Below are 18,947 nucleotides of genomic sequence, written 5' to 3'. Positions count from 1 at the left end.
TAGAATTTGGAGAGATAGACGCAGAAAAGGAGATATGAGATGAGACGAATCGGAGTAATGTGTGTTCTTGTGCTAGGACTGGTAGGATGTACACCATCAGAAGAGACGGAGTCTGTAGAGACGATTGATGTGAAAAAAGTAGAGAAAGTCGGGATTGATGAATCACAGTTCCCCGACGTAGACGTAACCGGGACGATGATTGCCGAAGTACCACCAGGCACAGAAAGGGTCTCGGATGCAGTCGTGGAACAAATCACCCTTCAATATGAAGATGGCTCGACAAGACAGTTGTCGAAAGATCACATTTTAACGGAGACGATGGTCGGGGGAATCGGTTTAGTTGCGATGACCGTCCCTGACCGTGAGAATCCGTTTGGCGTATTCATTCATGATGAAAGAAAGGGATGGGCGCAGCGTGGCATGCAACGTTTTGGGATTCCGGAGACATCATCAGCGTTCGCTCACGGATTAGATCTTCCTAATAAAGAGATGGAGGCCATCAGCGCTGATTATTCAGGTAGCGATTGGCCGGTGAAGCTTTGGACGTTATATGATGAGACAAGCCTCATCAGTATCATTGCGACGGATTCTTTCACTGAAGTAGAAGGGGAGATGTCGGAACAGCCAGAACCGTATGTATTGGAGCAATCATACGGGAACGGTTTATACTATTTAACCCAAGGCAAACTGATTATCGTGACAGGAAATATCTCGGAAGAAGAGTTGTTGGCACTCGCTGATTCGTTACCGGAACCTTCGTCTGTATCGTTTCCGTTTCATGATCCGGAGTAAAGATGAACACGCACACTTATAGAACCGATGAAAAGGAGGGGGCATGTTGCTCAATCGAAAGGAAACGATCCTACGCATTCGTAATGCTGAAATGAATGATGTAGCTGCACTGTCAGAATTAATGGGAGAGTTAGGATACCCGACTACTGAAAAACAGATGGCCACCCGTTTGATGAATATTCAACAAGATTCGAATTATCACACATTTGTAGCGGTGGAAAATCAAGAAATTGTAGGGATGATTGGTTTTTTTAGAGGAGTGTCTTATGAAGTAGATGCATCCTACATTCGAATCATTGCTCTTGTAGTGAAGGCATCTCATCAAAAAAATGGGGTCGGGGCTTCTTTAGTGAATCATGTTCAAGAGTGGGCACATCAACATGGCATAATGAAAATAGCAGTCAATACAGGAAATCGACGAACGGGTTCACACGTATTCTACAAAAAGATGGGCTTTGATGGAACAGGGACAGGCTATTACAAGTCCGTTTAGTAAGAAATGAAGTAATTTTCAAATTGGAGCAGAAAAAACGATGGAAGGACGTCATATATTTTGCCAATCCATGAATTCGATACATGGCATCGAGAATGAAATTCACCAGTCTACGTATCAAATCATCCTACCTATATGAGGTTGTCACAGAATCACAATCATTCAATTAGGCCGAGGAGTTAAGTGACTTGGCAACCCTCATCCTTTCAGCTCAACGCAAAGGAAAGGATGTAGTTCATTTTGGTATATAAAGATATGAGGGGGAGTATTGTGTCTTATCATCACGAATTTGGAATAATCGATTCCATTCATGGGGAAGAGCTTCATGTGGAGTATATGCCGGAAAGATACGGGTGTATTACGGTGGATGGAGAAGAAGTGGAGCACTGGATTGAACAGTTAAATGACATGCGTACATTCTTTCACTTCTATCATTGTCCTGCCCATGGATTGGATGAGTGCGGCATTACATTGATTCCACATGCGTCTTTATCATTCTTTATTGAAGTCGTGTTAAACAGAATGAACAATCAGGCTACTTCGGAATTGGGGAAGCTGATTTTAAAAATCATCGAAGCGCGAGATGAAGGGAAAGATATGATTCATTTTGGCCTTTGAATAAAATGTAAGGTAAAACAATCCCTCGAACAGATTGAAGTGTTCGAGGGATTGTTTTATCACGTGCCACAAAACGTTTGATACGGATACGTCCGTGGTGGACCTGCCGATACGTATTCAGACGGTTGGCCGTAGTTATAAGGGTCACGTAAAATCGTGAGTAGCGCCTCGGTCGGTCCGAAGTCGCCTCGTTCTGCTGCTTGAATCGCTTTTTCAACATGATGATTTCGGGGAATGACGGCCGGGTTATATTGGCGCATGATTCGACTGACGTCCTCGTCCGGGAGACCTTGCTCACTCAAACGTTTCTGCCAAGCGTCAATCCACGCCTTCCCATCTTCCCGGGTTGAGAATGGGAGCGATTCAATTTCACCGAGCGTCAACGAGCGGAACGTATTCGTATAATCTGCCTCCGTCTCCATCATCAACCGAAGCAGTTCATCCGTTAGCGCATCGTCACCGTCTTTTCGGACGAATAGGCCAATCTTATGCGCGAGTCCGGTAAAGTACGTTACTTTATACAACTCGGTATAACGGGTGAGCTGTTTGTTCGCCACATCGACCGCTTCTTCTTTCGTCTCACCAAGGAGCGGCAGCAATGTCTCCGCGAGTCGGGCGAGGTTCCACGACCCGATATAGGGTTGATTCGCATAAGCGTAACGTCCGTCTCGGTCAATCGAACTGAAGACCGTCTCCGGATGATACGTATCCATGAACGCGCACGGTCCGTAATCGAGACCTTCACCACTGATGAACATATTGTCCGTATTCATCACCCCGTGAATGAACCCGATGAGTTGCCAGTTCGCAATCAGTCTCGCCTGTCTTTCGACGACGCGTCCGAGGAACTGTTCGTAACGATTCGGTGCATCGATCAAGTCTGGGTCGTGTCGTTTGATGGCTACTTCAGTAAGTGCGATGACGTCATCGATGGAGCCGGCACCTGCCGCGAATTGGAATGTTCCGACACGAAGATGACTCGATGCGACCCGAGTCAGGATGGCTCCGTGTTTCGGACCTTGACGCATGATGGCTTCCCCTGTCTGAACGACGGCGAGCGCCCGGTTCGTCGGAATGCCGAGGGCGTGCATCGCCTCGCTGATGATGAACTCGCGTACCATTGGCCCGAGTGCGGCCCGTCCGTCGCCCCCTCTAGAATACTCCGTCGGTCCAGAACCCTTCAGTTGCACATCGACACGCTTCCCGTTCGGAGTCACATGTTCCCCGAGCATGAGGGCGCGTCCGTCCCCGAGCATCGTCAAGTTGCCGAATTGGTGTCCGGCGTATGCTTGAGAGAAAGACGTCTCGGTTTGACGATTGCCGGCAAGTAAAGCGATGTCTTGCTTGACATTTTGCGCATCAAGGCCGAGTGAAGCGGCTAATGAATCGTTAAACAAGACGAGTGTCGGGTTGTCGACCGGATGGATCGGTCCACGGTCGTAAAAGATGTCACGTAGTTCGAGGTATGTCGCCTCGAAGTTCCAGTCAGTTGTCATGGCGCATGCCTCCTTCTTCGCTTCGAGTATAGCACAGACTGTTTTCCATAACGGCTGTCGTGAATTTTGATAAGATGAAACAGAAGTGCAAACAGTAGGAGTGTGGAAGATGAAGACGAGACAAGATGTATTCGATTGGTTGAGTGGACAGCTTCGCTTCGGGATCAAACCGGGTCTTGAGCGGATGAGCTGGATGATTGAGCAGTTAGGGTTAGAAGAACGCCCATCCATCCATGTGGCCGGGACTAACGGAAAAGGGTCGACCGTCGCGTTTTTACGGGCGATGGCGATGGAGAACGGCTTATCCGTCGGTACATTCACATCCCCTTACATCATTCAGTTCGAGGAGCGGATCATGTTGAACGGGGAACCGATTCCGGAAGACGCGCTCGTCGACGTGGCGAATCGAGTCAAAGCGTGTGCGGACGATGCGCCAGAGACGTTGACGGAGTTCGAGCTCTTGACGATGATGGCATGGTGCTATTTTGATAACACACGTCCAGACTTGATCATTTGGGAAGTCGGTCTCGGGGGGCGCCTCGATTCGACGAACGTATTGAAGCAGCCACTCGCGACGATCGTCACGTCAATCGGACATGATCATCAAGGGATTCTCGGCGATACGCTTGAAGAGATTGCGCTGGAAAAGTACGGCATCATGAAACGTGGCGTGCCGATGTTCCATAGTATCGAGAAGAAATCGTTGATTGAGTTATTGCATCAAAGAGGGGACGATTTAGGTTCTTCCATTCAAGATGTTCGTCCAATCGTGAAGAAGATTGTGGACGGGGCAGAGACCGTCGTGACGTATGAGGATACGCCATCTGTCGTGCTCGGCTTGACGGGGCATCATCAAGCATACAACGGGGCGTGCGCCGTGGCGGTTGCGCGTCACCTCGGCTGGAGTGATGACGCCATCCGAAGAGGGCTCGAGCGAGCACAACATCCGGGTCGATACGAACTGGTATCGAAACGACCGCGTATCATTCTAGATGGGGCACACAATCAAGAAGGCATCGAGGCGTTAGTATTACAAGCGAAACAAGAACGAAGTGTCACGGTGTTGACGGCGATTTTGGAAGATAAAGACCGCGATACGATGGTTCGTTCACTTCAACAAGTCGGAGATGTATATGAGACGACGTTTGACTTACCGCGTGCGAGAACGAAAGCCCAACTAGAAAAAGATGGGGCGCGCTTTGTCGAATGGAAAGCGTGGCTACAAAATTGGATTGAGTCGCCGTCAAGCGAGACGTTGATCGTGACCGGATCGCTTTATTTCATCAGTGAAGTGAGACGTTTCTTAAGATAAAACATTTACCTGATGTCAAAGAAATAGATGTATATTTTTTCAAGTGGGTGGGATAATTAGTAGTGAAGACTAAAAATAGGGAGGACTATACATTGCGTAAACTCATGCATGTGACCATAATCTTCATTTTACTATTTTCGTTCGTCCCTCAAACTAAATTCGTAGAGGCACAAGAGTTACCGAAATATAAAGTTTTGTATTTAAGAGATGCGTATACAGCAAGCAATGTATTGACTCAAAAGGCTTTAGATACGGCGATTGAATCATATAAAAAGACACTCGTAAGTGATTTAAACAGCTTGAACAAGCTTGAGATTGACTTTATGACGGTCAAGCAATTCAATGCGACTCGTTTCCCGATGGATGGGGCTTACGATGCAATTGTGTTGGGAAGCAGTCCGCTTGAAAAGAAATACCAAGAAGCGCTTGATGACGTGAATAAAATCAAATCAACATCAAATCGAAGTGCAGAGCACGATACCACAAAAATTTTAAATGATTTAACCGATTTAAAGTTAGGTGAAATTACTGATTTTTATGTGAAAACAGGATTACCGGTATATCTTCATAAAGATGTGACACTTGGTAGTAAAAACGTGAAACAATTATCTACACTGAAAGAATTCACGAACGTGAAACAATTTGCTACTGATCAGGCACTCATTTCTGAATTGGTAAAACAACAGAGTATTCGCCCATTATTGGCAAATGTCGATGTCACGTATAATCAAAAACCAATTGAGAACGGAACGGTAGAAGTCAAAAACAATGACCGTAAACCGTTCCAGTTTACCTATCAGTTCGTAGGCACACCGACAGCGAGTACAATCGTCGAATTGTATATCGATTTCGACCATAATGACCGTTTTGATCCGGAAGATAAGGTGACGGAGGTCATCGGCTCATCTGCGACACAATTAGAATTCTTATTGTCACAGCCTACGTATACAGGACCGAAGAACTGGATGATTGTCGCCAAGGATACCGTCACAGGTCGTGCTGACTATAAAAAGGGAACATTCCTTTATATCGACCGAAAAGTAGAGGCGAATATTCTACAGTTGACCGCTGGGACAGGTATAAAAGGACAAATCACTCAATACTTATCAAACATGTTGCAAGACGATAAAGGACAGTACAAATTCACTTTGAACAATGGAACGACGAGTGAATTTCAACAAGGGAAATTTGATTCGAAATTAAATGCGAACGAATATGACATGTTGATTTTTGGCTTCCAAGATTCGTATAACGGGCAAGGCAGTATGAATGTCGCAGCAACGTCTAAAGTCAAAGCGTTTGCAGAGACGGGGCAAGGTGTTATGTTGACTCATGATACGATTTTTAGGTCTGGTGGAGGCAACTCGGCCACTTCTGAATGGGAACGTCAATTTGTCAATGCGGATTCTTCAAAAAATATTTCAGGGCAACGAATTTACACGAACATAGGTTATGGGGCACCGCAACCGACGAGCGTGATTGAAAAGGTACAGGACGGAATTTTTACTTCTTATCCATATGTGTTGGATGATGCGCCAAAAACCATTTCCACAACGCACAACCAATACTTCACGCTTGATTTGAATGACCCTGAAGTAACACCTTGGTATAACTTATCTTCTGATAAAAATAGTCCAAACCGTTCTTACGGGGATGCGAATAATCATTATTACACGTATACAAAAAATAACTTCACCTATTCAGGTGCAGGGCACACAAATAAGTTTGACAAACCAGACGAGCAAAAAATCTTTATCAATACAATGTATCGTGCATTCATCGGCTCAAACCATAAGCCGTACAACGTTCTAGAATCTGTTGCGGATGAGACGGAGTCGTTTGACAAAGACGACATCACAGCCGGGGAAGTGAAAGTGTCATCGGGACAAGACGTGAAAGTGTTATGGCGACCTGGTGACTATGATTTCCGTGATAAGGAATTGACATCTGTCGTGACGTATAACGGTGTGTCAAAAACGTATAAAGGTGTACGAAACTATGATGTGCAGGAACTTGTGATTCCGAAAGACCAAGTCGTTGCCAATCGACCAATCGACGTCACAATCACGACGACGGATTCTCGCGGGGCGAGCGTCACAGACCGATTCGTCATTAATGTAAAAAAAGCAGCGGATACGAGTAAGTTGGTCAACGTAACTCGATCGATTGACTCCTCTACGATTGCCTTGTACGAGACAGGGACGATTAAGTATAACGTCCAATATCCTCAGTCGTTTGATTCGTTAAGTAATCAAAAAGACGGGGAGAATATCCGAATCAACGAAACGTTGTTCAAAGAAACACTGCCTGACCAGTTTGAAGTGGTATCTATCACATTGCCAAACGGTGACGTGGTGCGTCCGAGTGATTCGAAGAAGATTGATTTGGTCTTAAACCCAAATCTGTTCTACGAGTACAAAGATGAACAAAACAAACTTATACGTGGAGATACCAGTCTTCAATTTGATGTGACGGTTCGAGCGACCACCCCATCGGCTTCATTGGTCAAATGGGCAAAAGAACAAAATGAGCTTGTCTCAAAAATTGAGAAATCTTCGGATCAAGAATGGGAAAGTCACATCGACTTATCCAACCGCTTTTCGGATTTGTTGATTGGAATCGGCGCACCATTTGCAAATAGCGCATCGATTCCAAATGTCACGTTGCAGGTCGGCGCGCAACAAACGATTGTTCCGACCATCAAAGATCAATCAGGCGAAACCTTAACGAATCCGAAGTGGAGCACGTTGCAATGGGAAATACTTGAACCAAGAGGTGTTGCCTCGATTACAACAAGCGGGACAAACGCTACAATCCGTGCCTTAAGTCCTGGTGAGAAAAAGATTCGCTTAACGATCGACCCAGGGAACAACCGACCGTTGATTATTGCCGAATCAACACTACGGGTCGTCAGCCCGGCCGAGTCAATCGACATTGGGGATCAATCTCTATATGTCGGACAAAAAACAGTTGTCTCCCCGAAAATATTACCGACCACAGCTCAGTTTGAATCGATTAAAATTGAAAAGTTGAATGGGAATAGTGTGCGGTATAACTTGACAGATCGAGGGCTTGAACTTGAAGGACTGCAACCCGGCGAGACGACACTAAAAGCAACAGTCGTACCCGGTTCGATTTTCAGTGGACTCCAAGTTCAGTCACCGTCGACTACTTTCAAAGTCAGCGTGTTGTCACCGCAACTCGTTCAATCTCCGACCCAGCTGGACTTATGGGTATGGAATACAGACGAAGTTGATGAAGATGGGGTAGCGAAACGAGTCAACGAGACCGCATTCATCCAAGTCGACATCGAACCGCGTGTTACTGAACCGTTCCGATTGATTGGAGATGTGCCTTCCGCATTGACCGTCACTGAACAGGATGGAGGATTCTCCCTCCGCGCGAATGAAGGTTACGGAAAAGATGGTGTCGCAACACCAATCACTCTTCAATCTGAATTTGTGAATACACTATTGAATGGCGTTCGTTCGAATGCGAGTGTCATCCGTGTCAATGAGTATCCGACGCAAATCATGGCGAAAGATATGACGATTCAAGTTGATGACTCCAGCGCCCCAATCCCAGACCTTGGCTTTTGGCCGACGACAGCGACGTGGAGAGACTATCGAATGGAAGTCGTGTCGGGTAGAGAATTTGTCCGAATTGACGCCGGCGGGCAGCAAATCGTCGCAATCAAGCCGGGTGTCGCAAAAATTGAAGTATATACGACATTGCCTCAAGGTAAAACGTTTGATGCGGTAAAAGATACTTTCTATGTTCGAGTGATTCAAACAAATTCAACAGGGCAAGACAATGATCGTTACTGAGTGATGAGAGTGTGGTTTTGATATGAAACGAAAACAAATCATTCTCCTACTGATTGTAGGATTGATTGTGACAAGTATGGGTTGGCTCTTCCTTCAACTTCGAGCCGACCAAGACTTGTCGACGTTGTCTGGTGCATCATTAGTGGACGAGTTGACAAGCCGTACGGAAGTGACATCGGAAGAATTGAACGATTTTCAACAACGTGGTGAATGGGAAGCCGTCATCTATTCATTGACGCATGATTTAGTCGAACCAACGATTGAACAATTGGACTTTGCTCTTTCAGAAGGGACGCCAGATGTGCTAGAAGCATATCTGCAATCAGATATAGATCCATTCCAGTCGATTGACAATGTACCGGTCCTCGCCTCTTTATTCAATGGAAATGAGGATCCCGCGTATTGGAAAGTCGCCGTAGCGCAATTAAAGGACGAGCGACTGCTAACGTATGCGGTGGAAGGGTTGAACTACGAAGCAACCGAACTGTTGCTCAATGAAGGCTATACGATTCAAGATACCGAATCGGTGTTATTGCAGCCGGTCCGTCACAATCAGGTCGAGTTGACGCAACTGCTTCTTGATAACGGCGCGCAATGGACAAAAGAGATGGAACAGACGGCCAAAGACTACAACTCGGATCTCATTTTAAAGATGGGGAACTAAAAAAATCGGCTTCTTCTCAATCAGAGAGGAAGCCGATTTTTTGAATTCATTTCAATTGAACGGGATGACTGACGAAGAATTGAAGTTGATTCGTGACAGGGAGTGTTTCCAATTGATTGAAAACGGAATCGTTATAAGTCAGTTTCAATCGAGACTTTTCGGCCTCGTGAGCTGGAACTTGACGGTCGAAGTTCTCAGCTGGACTTAAGCCGTTGCCCCCAGTAAATTCCCCTCTAAAGACGTTCACTTCGAGTGGTCCTTTACTGTACAGACCTCCGTTGACTTCGAGAATGGATCCGACCGCATACACATAGGTCGGTTCGTTCGAGTCACTATACATGAATGCCTGGAGCGTCGTCGGTGTGTCGTCAAACTCGTTGATTCGGTTCAACAGGATCTTTCCTTTTGATAACAGGATGAGCGAGTTCCCTTTGTCTGCATCAATCGGAAGAATATTGGCTCGGTCGATGAACGTATCACCGAGCGTGTAGACTGTCGAACTGAAGGAGACGTTCCCTTTAATGGTCAAGTCACCACGTACGATCAGTGGCCGTGCAATCGTCAGCTTCTCGAGTGATTCAATGACGACGTCCCCGTCGAAAAGAAGCGGGGCATTCGACTCGGTGATGGATTCCGTGACATACATGGCGCGATCCGAAATGGCATCCGGTAATGTCACGATGGTCGGGTCGGTGAGGGCGTTGTAGGCATCCGCCCGTAAGTACGAAGTCGGGCGTTCGATAATCGAGGTTCCATCTTCCGATAAAACCCTCTCGAGTTCGAATACTTGATCGGTCGAGCGAATCAGACCTTCTCCAAAGATTTTTGAGTCGACATTATTGGTGTAGGCGAGCGGTGTGTCGAGTCGTCGATTTAAAAATTCGATGATCGAGTAGTCGTATTGGAACGGAGAGAAGCGACTTGGGGATACCCCGGCGTCCGCCTTTTCGCCGGCTTGTTCCGTACCTACTGTAAAGTAGTTCTCTTGCTGGCAACTCAAGCAATCGCTCAATTCGACTAAATCGATTCGGCCATTCAGGTGAAGACGACTGGAATCGACATTTTCAATCTGCTTCGCCACACCATCCAATTGGAAGTTCGCTTGACGCATGAAAGCGAGAGGACCACCTGAATAGATATTTCCTTGAATCGTCGGCATGCCGTTCACGTCCAACTGTTGGTCGGACCCGAGGACGTAGTATAAAAAGGACGGGAGAGCCGTCAAGTATAAGTCTTGCGTGTATTCAACGGTAAGCATCGGTTGTTCCGGATTCACTTGTCGCGATGCCGTGACGTTCACTTGGAGAATCGTCGTGAACGGCGCCGTCTGAATGGCGGTATCCGTAGCATCTTTCTTCAGCTCGATGGAATAGCGGACCTCACTATCCGTAGTCAATGCCGTGAACGGTTCGTCACTGACGATGAGCGACTGAACCTTGCTTTGGAATGCCGCTTCCGATTCCATATGAGTCGGGACTTCCGCTTCTCCGTGAAGCGGGAACTGGGTCCGAACCTCATCGGCGATGAGGCGAAGTGCGCTTTTCGCATCTTCATTCAGTTGAGTATCTTCCGTACGGATGACCGTCAATTTATTCGACGCCAAGTTGACTTGCATGGCGGCGAGCGAGAGGACGGCGAGAGCCGCCATCGTCACAAGAACAAGCACGAGGACATATCCGTCTTCACGTTTTCGCATCAGGATGCCTCCTTTCTTAGAATGGGATGGAGCTTTCAAATGTCGTCACAGAATCGGGATTGTTCGACTGAGTCAAATCCATCTCGATTTCGATGAGTCCACCGGTCATGTAAGTCGGGCGTCTCGGATCGAACACGGGATCTTTTAACTGGATGGTCATCCGTTCGACTGTGATTTGTGGATTAGAAGGCGTAAACGAATCCTCTGAGAGAACCAAGTCGGTCGGGACGTATCCCGCCTCCCGGTAAATCATTCCGGCATCCGATATGTCTGGAGCAGACAATCGATAAAATTGAAACGAGCCGTCCACTTCCGTCACGGCGTCAAATTCGGTCCGGTTCACGTCAGAGAGCACGGAGGCAATCAAATAGTCGGCCTCGCTTCGAAGGTCACTCGTCTCGTTCGTCATTTGAAAACCGAGCGTTCCAGTGATAAAGGCCGTAATGATGACGCCGCTCAAAATCGAAGCGACGACGACTGTGACGAGCAACTCGACGAGCGTGAAGCCGTCTTCACGTTTCTCCATCTCAGTCAGTTGTCGGGACAGCCGTTTCAGGGAACGGTTCGCGCAATGTCGCATTCGAAATGACTCCTTTCAAGGTGACGGGCGTTTGCAAACGGTCGGTCGTCACCGAAATTTCAACTTCAATGGTATGTCCGGGTGCAGTGGACAGCGATTGAATGGTTGCGATATACGTATCCCCATGGATTCGGGTATCTTCGCAGAAGTCGCACGTCGAGCTGATCCCGTCCCGATTCAACAATTGACGCAGTTCGAGCGGTTCATCAACGGACGCGGCCCGTCGATTTAGAGTATGTAACGTGTTTTGCGCCACTTGGTTCGCAATCGTTTGATTGAGGCTGTCGTGTGTCGTCTTCAAACTTTGGCTGAAAATCGAAAGTAAAGAAAATGAAACAATTGAAAGAACAACGATGGAGACGAGCACTTCGACGAGCGTAAAACCTTTTTCGGAATGCGACAAGACATTGACCTCCTATTCAAAAAAAGTAAAACAATCGGAAAATAACGTATGCAATACTGAATTAAATGTTATTTTTTGTACAATACATATTATACTAAAGTTATACGCTGAACGGATATATAGAATAGAAGTCGGATTAGACACGGGGGGATTTTACATGAAGCGGTATGGGATGCATCTTATCATTTTGATTGGACTCGTCGTACTCGTGACATTACCGACGATTGGACTCGTCAATTACTTAGATGCGTCTGCTGAGTCGAGTGCTACATATAAAAAAGATACGACGGTCGCAGGTGTCGACGTATCAGGGATGACGAAAGAAGAAGCGGACGTTCGTCTCGATAATGCGATTAAAGATTTTAAAACGGCACCCTTTTCAATCAATTTGATGGATGGGACGGTCATGGAGGTTGGCAAAGAGGTCGTGACGTTCGATGTATCGAATACGTTAGACTCCATCAAAGATACAGGTGCCTATCCGCTATTGACATCTATAGATGAAACGAAAGTCGAGCCTTATCTCGAAGGTCAGCCTGTGACGTTGACGATGATTGCCCCGGCGTTGATGGATGCCGCATCGATGTTGGAGTCATCTGTGACATTAGAGCAAGTCGCGGCGGAAAGCGAGGTTGTCGCCTCGTTCACCGTGAGCCCGACACCAGCCATGCAGTCAGCACTTGATCGGATGAACGGATTCGAGATGGCGGCGGGAGATATCTTCAGTCTTAAATCGTTCGGAGAAGATTACGAGGCGCTCACGACACTCGGTTCTTCATTCTACCGTATGTTTGCGGCGACACCGTTCGCCATTCTTGAACGTGTACCGCATGAAACACTTCCTTCCGGGATGGAACTGGGCTATGACACGAAAGTCGATGAGCGCTCAAACTTTGCTGTTCAAAACCGAGAAGACACATCGTACGCCATCCTCGTCTTGAATGAAGGGGGTTCTGTGACGGTCCAATTGCTCGGGCAACCGTTTGACGCCGCTTTCGAGGCGAGAGTGGAAGAAGTGAGGACGGTACCGCATCAAAAAGTCGTCCGTTTCTCATCATCGCTCCCATCAGGAAGTTCATCGGTCACCCAGTCAGGTCAAGATGGACAGTCAGGTAAGCTGTATCGTGTCACGGTGACTGAAGAAGGAGAGACGATGGAATTACTCGGGTTTGATTTTTATGCCCCGACACCGGAAATCGTGACGAAGAGTTCCGTGCCGCTTCCGCCACCAGATCCGGTCGAACCGGTCATTCCGACATTCCCGGATGAGGACGAGGAGGAAGAAGACCCGTTCCCGAATGATTCGAACGACGACCCGTTTGAGGCAGAACCGCCAGTATTAGAAGAAGAACCTGCAGAAGAGGAGGCAGTCGGATGATTGGCTATTTGATTTTACTCGGCTTTTGGGTACTCGCCACATTGACGCTGTTCGCCTTATCCGTTCCGATGATGCGAAAACGTGAAACGAAACTTGTCATCAGTCTATGGACGGCACTCTTATCTAGCGGCGTCTACGTGATGGTAGAGGAATCACTCGTACAAACATGGTGGGCATGGTTGGTTCTCGTTGTATTGTTGATTGGAGGGGTGGCTGCGAGCGTCTTTGTCGAAGAACGGAATGACAAGGCCGAGCAGGAGGAGGCTCCTCAAAGGATGGTGAAGTAACGTGAGACGAACGAAACGAAGATTAGGTGAGATGCTGATCGAGGCTGCGCTTATTACGACGAATCAGCTCGATGAGGCGCTTGAACAGAAGCGTCCCGGAGAAAAACTAGGGGACGCCTTAATTCGACTAAACCATATTACCGAGACACAGTTGATTCAAATGATTCACGAACAGTTGCATGTGCCAATCATTGAGTTGTACTCCTATGACATCAATGTGACGGTCACGAAGCTCGTACCGAAAGCATTGGCACAAAAGCACGATATCATGCCATTTGAATTGAATGGGAATACGCTTCATGTCGCAACGGCCGACCCACTCGATCTCATTGCCATCGATGACGTCCGTCTTCAGACCGGGATGAACATCGAGATTGGCATCGCGACGAGAGAACAGATTCGAAAGACGATCAGTCGATACTATGAGATGGATCACTCGCTCGTCGAAATTTTAAAAGAGGATGCTCCCGAAATCGAACGACAAGAAACAATCAGTCGAGACGATGCACCGATTATTCGACTCGTGAACCAGTTGTTCTTAAGTGCCATCGACCAACGCGCTTCGGATATTCACTTCGACCCGCATGAGAAACAGCTCCACGTCCGTTTTCGAATTGATGGGGATTTGCGTACCGAGACGGTCTATCCGAAGAAGATTCAAAGCGTCATGCTGACGCGTCTCAAAGTCATGAGTAACCTCGACATCACAGAAAGTCGCCTACCACAAGATGGGCGAATCAAGTACACGCTTCGCAATCGCGCCTATGATTTTCGCGTCTCGACGCTCCCGACGATGTATGGGGAGAAAATCGTTATTCGGGTCCTCGATTCATCGCAAGGGCTGACCGATTTGACGAAACTCGGATTCGGCGAGCGAAACGAACAGGCGTACCGTGACATGCTGAAACGCCCGAACGGGATTATCTTGATCACCGGTCCGACCGGTTCAGGGAAGTCTTCGACACTATACGCTTCATTGAAAGAACTGAATGATGAGACGAAAAACATCATTACGGTAGAAGACCCGGTCGAGTATCAACTTGACGGCATCAACCAAGTTCAGGTCAACTCGAAAGTCGGCTTGACGTTCGCGTCAGGGCTTCGTTCGATTTTACGTCAAGACCCGAACATCGTCATGGTCGGAGAGATTCGGGATACGGAGACGGCTGAGATTGCCATTCGTGCCTCGCTCACGGGTCACCTTGTCCTGTCAACGCTACATACGAACTCGGCAATCAGCTCCATCACCCGTCTCGTCGATATGGGCGTCGAGCCGTTCCTTGTCGCCGCTTCGACGACGGGACTCGTGGCACAACGACTCGTCCGTCGCGTCTGTCGTGACTGCGGTCAAGTCGAACCGGTATCGAAGAGTGAACGTAGCCTGTTCGACGCAGCGGGTGTACACATCGACCACATCGTTCGGGGAAAAGGGTGCTCGTCATGCAACTTCACAGGGTATCGTGGGCGCCTCGCCATTCACGAAGTCGTCCCAATCGATGAAGGCTTGCGCCGGATGATCATGAACCAGGCGACCGAGTCTGAAATGGTCGACTATGCCAAGTCACAAGGAGCGACATTCCTCCTTGAGGACGGGTTAGAAAAAGTCGCCGCCGGTCTGACGACGACTGAAGAAATATTACGAACGGTCATTACGGAGAATGCTTATGATTAATCAATCGATTGAAACCATTTTGACGAATGCGGTCGAGAAACGTGCCTCGGATATTCACCTGACAGCCGGTTCCCCACCGATTATTCGAGTAGATGGGAGTCTCATTACGATGGGCGAGGAGAAGGTATTGCCGCACCATCTTGAAGGATATTTAAAAGAAATTATGACCGATGATATGCGCGAACGTCTCGAGCATGATCGGGATCTCGATTTTTCGTTCGGTGTCCCACGTGTCTCTCGTTTTCGGGTCAACGCCTACTATCAACGAGGCACGATTGCCATCGCATTCCGGTCCATTTCCGGGGAAATCCCGACATTGAACGAGCTCAATCTGCCGACGGTGCTGAAGCGTTTGATTGAGAAACCGCATGGTCTCATCTTGGTCACGGGTCCGACGGGTTCAGGGAAATCGACGACGCTGGCCGCGATGATTCATGAAATCAATCGAACGCAGCGAAAACGGATCATCACGCTAGAAGATCCGATTGAGTATTTGCATTCCCACGATCAAAGCATCGTCGACCAACGAGAAATCGGCTCTGACGTGATGAAGTTCGTGAGTGGGCTAAGGGCCGCCTTACGTCAAGACCCGGACGTCATTCTACTTGGGGAGATGCGGGACTTAGAAACCATCTCGACGGCGATGACCGCCGCAGAGACGGGGCACCTCGTCATGGCGACGCTCCATACGTCGAGTGCGATGTCGACGGTGAGTCGAATCATCGACGCATTCCCAGCCGAGCAACAAGACCAAATCCGGACACAACTCGCCAACGTCCTGCTTGGCGTCGTGAGTCAACGTTTATTTCCACGGATTGATGTGCCGAAAGGCCGCGTCGCCGCCATGGAAATCATGTTGGGGAATCCGGCAGTTGCCAACTTGATTCGAAATGAAAAAGAGTTCCAGTTGCCGACCGTCATCCAGACGAGTCGCCAACACGGGATGCAGTCGATGGATGCCGCCATCGAACAACTCGTTCGGCAAGGGATCATCAACCCGAACGCCGTCCCGACAGAAGAGATGAGGTGATGAGTGATGGCGATATTTCAGTATGAAGGAAAGCTCCTGAACGGGAAGCGTAAAAAAGGTCGCATCACGGCCGTCTCGCTTCGGGAAGCGAAAGAAAAGTTGCGTCAAGAGTCGATTCTCGTAACGGACTTGTCCGAGCTCGAGTCGACCGGACTGAACATGGAAGTGAATCTGCTTCCGGAACGGGTAAAAATCGAGCACTTGATCATGTACGTCCGTCAGTTCGCAACGCTCATCCGGGCGGGTGTCCCGATTGTCCGTGCGACCTCAATCTTACGGGTTCAGACCGAATCGAACGTATTGAAGAAAGCATTGAGTCAAGTCGAAGATGATTTGAAAGAAGGGATTGCCTATTCTGAGGCGATTAAAAAACACCCACGTGTCTTCTCAAACTTCTTCAGTTCGATGGCGCTTGCTGGGGAGACGAGCGGGAACTTGGAGGAGGCGCTCGATCAAATCGGGCTCCAACTCCAAAAACAATATGACGTGAAGCGGAAGGTCATTTCTGCCCTCACATATCCGTTAGTCGTCTCCATCGTTGCCATCGGCGTTGTCGCCTTTTTGATGGTGAACGTCGTTCCGACATTCGCGAGCATCTTTGGTCAACTCGGTGGTGAGCTTCCGCTCATCACGCGAATCGTTGTCGCTGTCTCAGATTTCATCGCGGCCTTCTGGTGGCTGTTACTCGGACTCGCGATTCTCGGAGTTCTCACCTTCACCTGGATGTTGAAACGGGACCGGGAACGGTTCGTCATCGACGGCTTGCTACTGAAGATGCCGATTTTCGGAACGATTGTGATGAAGTCTCAGATTGCCTTGTTGACGCGAAGTTTAGCGGTCCTCCTACAGGCAGCCGTCCCGATTTTGACGGCGATTGAAATCACCGAGCGAATCGTATCGAACCGTGTCATCCGGAAAGGGTTGACTGAAGCGCGTGAAATGATGGCGCAAGGTGTACCACTTCACGAGCCGCTCATGCGAAATGCGAACTTCCCAGCGCTCATGACACAGATGATCGCCGTCGGGGAAGAGAGTGGAGATTTGGATTCGATGTTGAACGAAGTTGCTGAGTTTTATGAGACAGAGGTCGAGACGACTACTGACCGATTGAAGTCGATTATCGAGCCGCTTCTTATCGTCGTATTGGCAAGCGTCGTCGGGGTCATCGTCATCTCGATTGTCGTCCCGATGTTCCAAATCTATGGTGATATTCAGAATCAGTAAAGGGATATGAAAGCTTTTGAAAATATTCCTTTTCAATACTATATTTAGAATGTATAGTAAAATTGTTCTACTTCTATATTAGGTCAAAAGTAATTTATCTAGTTTACACACAGCACATTACACAAAAGGGGAGAATGAATCATGGTAGAGAAGTTGAAAATGATTTGGCAAGATGCCAAACAGTTAAAAGATGAGCGTGGACTCACACTCGTCGAGTTACTCGTCGTCGTCGTTATTTTAGGAATTATCGCAGCCATCGCAGTTGTTGCGATTGGTGGGATAATCGAGAACTCGAAGAAAGATGCAATGGTCGCCGATGCGAAACAAATGGTTAGTGCGGCGAAGTTGTATGTCGCTTCGAATGAAGTCGGTAACGGAGCGGTAATTCGATTCGTTGGAGACGTAGGGTCGGGTGAACTTGACGCTAAAAATATGATTGACACGATGAAAGATCCGTTTGGCGATACATACTCTGACGGAGTAGTTTATGTTGTGAAAGACGGAGATAATAAGTATACGTATAAAGTATGGCTTGAAGGTACAAATAATATTGGAACTGCTGCTACGAGTGCAGATACAGTAGCAAGCAATGGATTAAGCAAAAAAGACGTTAAATAACGTATTAACCAATCTCCGGCTGGCGCTGGGCACTCGCTCAGCCTAGCCGGTTTTCTGTTTTTGGCATATACTGACAAAAGGAGGGTCCTTCCTTGATTGAATCGATTGGATTCCTATATAGCATCGTCCTCGGGGCGGTCATCACATCGTTCACCAACGTCGTCGGGCTCCGCGTGCCACGTCAGCAATCGATCGTGACGCCGCGGTCACATTGTCCGTCTTGCGGTCACGAATTGTCACCGTGGGAACTCATCCCGATTTTCGGCTATCTCGCCTTAAGAGGCAGATGTCATGGGTGTGGCGAGCGGATCGCGCCGACGTATCCGATCTTTGAATTACTTGGAGCCATTGGATATGGCTATAGCTTTTCACTCTACGGATTCAGTGTGATGACGCTACTCGCGTTCGCTTTCTTGTCGACCTTACTCGCTTTGGCGATGTCTGATTTATCGACGATGCTCGTGCCGAATGTCATCTTGCAATTCACGGCACCGGTATTACTCCTCCTCACCTATCTGACAGGGGCATCTTGGTGGACGCCACTTGTGGGGGCGTTGCTCGGATTTTCGCTCCTAGCGACCGTCTTTTTCGTGTCAAAAGGGGGACTTGGGGCAGGGGACGTCAAATTGTTTACTATGATTGGTCTTGTGCTCGGTCCGCGTGACGTGCTGGTCGCCTTGTTTCTATCGAGTTTGATTGGGGCAATTGTCGGGATCGGGTTGATGATCACAAAAAAAATCGGGCGAAAGCAACCGATTCCGTTCGTCCCGTCGATTGCGCTCGGGACGATGTTGACGTTTTGGTTTAGTGAAAGTTTTTTTGATTGGTATTTTGAGTTGATGTAGGGGGAAACGATC

At 48.1% G+C, this 18,947-nt stretch carries 17 protein-coding genes; 13 read left to right on the top strand and 4 right to left on the bottom strand.

Annotation, left to right across the window (positions count from 1 at the left end; translation table 11 throughout):
* The first annotated feature begins 39 nt into the window (after positions 1-39).
* The 3 genes from KD909_RS10230 to KD909_RS10220 all read left to right on the top strand — a co-directional run bounded on the left by KD909_RS10230 (position 40) and on the right by KD909_RS10220 (position 1,903).
* Positions 40-792, top strand: coding sequence for a hypothetical protein (locus KD909_RS10230; protein ID WP_211781487.1), 753 nt, complete (start codon positions 40-42; stop codon positions 790-792).
* Positions 793-835: 43 nt separating this feature from the next.
* Positions 836-1,285 carry a GNAT family N-acetyltransferase gene (locus KD909_RS10225; protein WP_211781486.1) on the top strand — a complete coding sequence of 150 codons (450 nt, stop codon included), beginning with the start codon at positions 836-838 and terminating at the stop codon, positions 1,283-1,285.
* Between the two features lie 270 nt (positions 1,286-1,555).
* Positions 1,556-1,903, top strand: a complete 348-nt coding sequence (locus tag KD909_RS10220) for a short-chain dehydrogenase (RefSeq protein ID WP_211781485.1) — start codon at positions 1,556-1,558, stop codon at positions 1,901-1,903.
* 59 nt (positions 1,904-1,962) lie between these two features.
* Here the strand turns inward: KD909_RS10220 and KD909_RS10215 are convergent, their stop codons facing one another.
* The gene (locus KD909_RS10215; protein WP_211781484.1) at positions 1,963-3,399 is read right to left on the bottom strand and encodes a protein adenylyltransferase SelO; all 1,437 of its coding nucleotides are present in this window, start codon (positions 3,397-3,399) and stop codon (positions 1,963-1,965) included.
* Positions 3,400-3,508: 109 nt separating this feature from the next.
* Between KD909_RS10215 and KD909_RS10210 the strand changes: the two genes are divergently transcribed.
* The 3 genes from KD909_RS10210 to KD909_RS10200 all read left to right on the top strand — a co-directional run bounded on the left by KD909_RS10210 (position 3,509) and on the right by KD909_RS10200 (position 9,202).
* On the top strand, positions 3,509-4,711 hold the full coding sequence (locus KD909_RS10210) for a bifunctional folylpolyglutamate synthase/dihydrofolate synthase (protein WP_211781483.1): 1,203 nt from the start codon (positions 3,509-3,511) through the stop codon (positions 4,709-4,711).
* Positions 4,712-4,803: 92 nt separating this feature from the next.
* On the top strand, positions 4,804-8,538 hold the full coding sequence (locus KD909_RS10205) for a DUF5057 domain-containing protein (protein ID WP_211781482.1): 3,735 nt from the start codon (positions 4,804-4,806) through the stop codon (positions 8,536-8,538).
* A 22-nt stretch (positions 8,539-8,560) separates the two neighbouring features.
* Positions 8,561-9,202 (top strand): hypothetical protein, encoded by a 642-nt coding sequence (locus KD909_RS10200; protein ID WP_211781481.1) that lies wholly within the window; start codon positions 8,561-8,563, stop codon positions 9,200-9,202.
* A gap of 46 nt (positions 9,203-9,248) precedes the next feature.
* Here KD909_RS10200 and KD909_RS10195 read toward each other — a convergent pair whose 3' ends face one another.
* Genes KD909_RS10195 through KD909_RS10185 form a run of 3 tightly spaced genes read right to left on the bottom strand, consistent with a single transcriptional unit; the run spans position 9,249 to position 11,881 of the window.
* Entirely contained in the window at positions 9,249-10,898 is a 1,650-nt protein-coding gene (locus KD909_RS10195; protein ID WP_211781480.1) for a hypothetical protein, read from the bottom strand.
* Positions 10,899-10,914: 16 nt separating this feature from the next.
* A complete protein-coding gene (locus KD909_RS10190; protein ID WP_249199024.1) occupies positions 10,915-11,478 on the bottom strand; it encodes a prepilin-type N-terminal cleavage/methylation domain-containing protein in 564 nt (187 codons plus the stop codon).
* Positions 11,426-11,881, bottom strand: a complete 456-nt coding sequence (locus KD909_RS10185; RefSeq protein ID WP_211781479.1) for a type IV pilus modification PilV family protein — start codon at positions 11,879-11,881, stop codon at positions 11,426-11,428. The genes KD909_RS10190 and KD909_RS10185 overlap by 53 nt, the downstream gene beginning before the upstream one ends.
* A 157-nt stretch (positions 11,882-12,038) precedes the next feature.
* On the opposite strand from KD909_RS10185, the gene KD909_RS10180 reads away from it, so the two are divergent.
* The 7 genes from KD909_RS10180 to KD909_RS10150 all read left to right on the top strand — a co-directional run bounded on the left by KD909_RS10180 (position 12,039) and on the right by KD909_RS10150 (position 18,935).
* The gene (locus tag KD909_RS10180) at positions 12,039-13,259 is read left to right on the top strand and encodes a G5 domain-containing protein (protein WP_211781478.1); all 1,221 of its coding nucleotides are present in this window, start codon (positions 12,039-12,041) and stop codon (positions 13,257-13,259) included.
* Positions 13,256-13,546, top strand: a complete 291-nt coding sequence (locus KD909_RS10175) for a hypothetical protein (protein WP_078146549.1) — start codon at positions 13,256-13,258, stop codon at positions 13,544-13,546. Before KD909_RS10180 ends, KD909_RS10175 begins: the two co-directional genes overlap by 4 nt.
* A 1-nt stretch (position 13,547) precedes the next feature.
* Positions 13,548-15,218, top strand: a complete 1,671-nt coding sequence (locus tag KD909_RS10170) for a GspE/PulE family protein (RefSeq protein WP_211781477.1) — start codon at positions 13,548-13,550, stop codon at positions 15,216-15,218.
* The gene (locus KD909_RS10165) at positions 15,211-16,248 is read left to right on the top strand and encodes a type IV pilus twitching motility protein PilT (protein WP_015881136.1); all 1,038 of its coding nucleotides are present in this window, start codon (positions 15,211-15,213) and stop codon (positions 16,246-16,248) included. The genes KD909_RS10170 and KD909_RS10165 overlap by 8 nt, the downstream gene beginning before the upstream one ends.
* A 6-nt stretch (positions 16,249-16,254) precedes the next feature.
* On the top strand, positions 16,255-17,472 hold the full coding sequence (locus KD909_RS10160) for a type II secretion system F family protein (protein WP_015881137.1): 1,218 nt from the start codon (positions 16,255-16,257) through the stop codon (positions 17,470-17,472).
* 141 nt (positions 17,473-17,613) lie between these two features.
* Entirely contained in the window at positions 17,614-18,090 is a 477-nt protein-coding gene (locus KD909_RS10155) for a prepilin-type N-terminal cleavage/methylation domain-containing protein (protein ID WP_211781476.1), read from the top strand.
* Positions 18,091-18,182: 92 nt separating this feature from the next.
* Positions 18,183-18,935 carry a prepilin peptidase gene (locus KD909_RS10150; protein ID WP_211781475.1) on the top strand — a complete coding sequence of 251 codons (753 nt, stop codon included), beginning with the start codon at positions 18,183-18,185 and terminating at the stop codon, positions 18,933-18,935.
* Positions 18,936-18,947: the final 12 nt, after the last annotated feature.

Source organism: Exiguobacterium sp. PFWT01 (assembly GCF_018255795.1).
Lineage (GTDB): Bacteria > Bacillota > Bacilli > Exiguobacteriales > Exiguobacteriaceae > Exiguobacterium.
Note: the sequence above shows the minus strand (reverse complement) of the source record. Positions and strands in the feature narration are given on the sequence as shown.

Coding starts and splice junctions, on each gene's coding strand:
- KD909_RS10225 (WP_211781486.1), top strand. CDS start 836: ATGTTGCTCAATCGAAAGGAAACGATCCTACGCATTCGTAATGCTGAA.
- KD909_RS10165 (WP_015881136.1), top strand. CDS start 15,211: ATGATTAATCAATCGATTGAAACCATTTTGACGAATGCGGTCGAGAAA.
- KD909_RS10200 (WP_211781481.1), top strand. CDS start 8,561: ATGAAACGAAAACAAATCATTCTCCTACTGATTGTAGGATTGATTGTG.
- KD909_RS10190 (WP_249199024.1), bottom strand. CDS start 11,478: ATGCGACATTGCGCGAACCGTTCCCTGAAACGGCTGTCCCGACAACTG.
- KD909_RS10160 (WP_015881137.1), top strand. CDS start 16,255: ATGGCGATATTTCAGTATGAAGGAAAGCTCCTGAACGGGAAGCGTAAA.
- KD909_RS10210 (WP_211781483.1), top strand. CDS start 3,509: ATGAAGACGAGACAAGATGTATTCGATTGGTTGAGTGGACAGCTTCGC.
- KD909_RS10180 (WP_211781478.1), top strand. CDS start 12,039: ATGAAGCGGTATGGGATGCATCTTATCATTTTGATTGGACTCGTCGTA.
- KD909_RS10175 (WP_078146549.1), top strand. CDS start 13,256: ATGATTGGCTATTTGATTTTACTCGGCTTTTGGGTACTCGCCACATTG.
- KD909_RS10230 (WP_211781487.1), top strand. CDS start 40: ATGAGACGAATCGGAGTAATGTGTGTTCTTGTGCTAGGACTGGTAGGA.
- KD909_RS10215 (WP_211781484.1), bottom strand. CDS start 3,399: ATGACAACTGACTGGAACTTCGAGGCGACATACCTCGAACTACGTGAC.
- KD909_RS10195 (WP_211781480.1), bottom strand. CDS start 10,898: ATGCGAAAACGTGAAGACGGATATGTCCTCGTGCTTGTTCTTGTGACG.
- KD909_RS10155 (WP_211781476.1), top strand. CDS start 17,614: ATGGTAGAGAAGTTGAAAATGATTTGGCAAGATGCCAAACAGTTAAAA.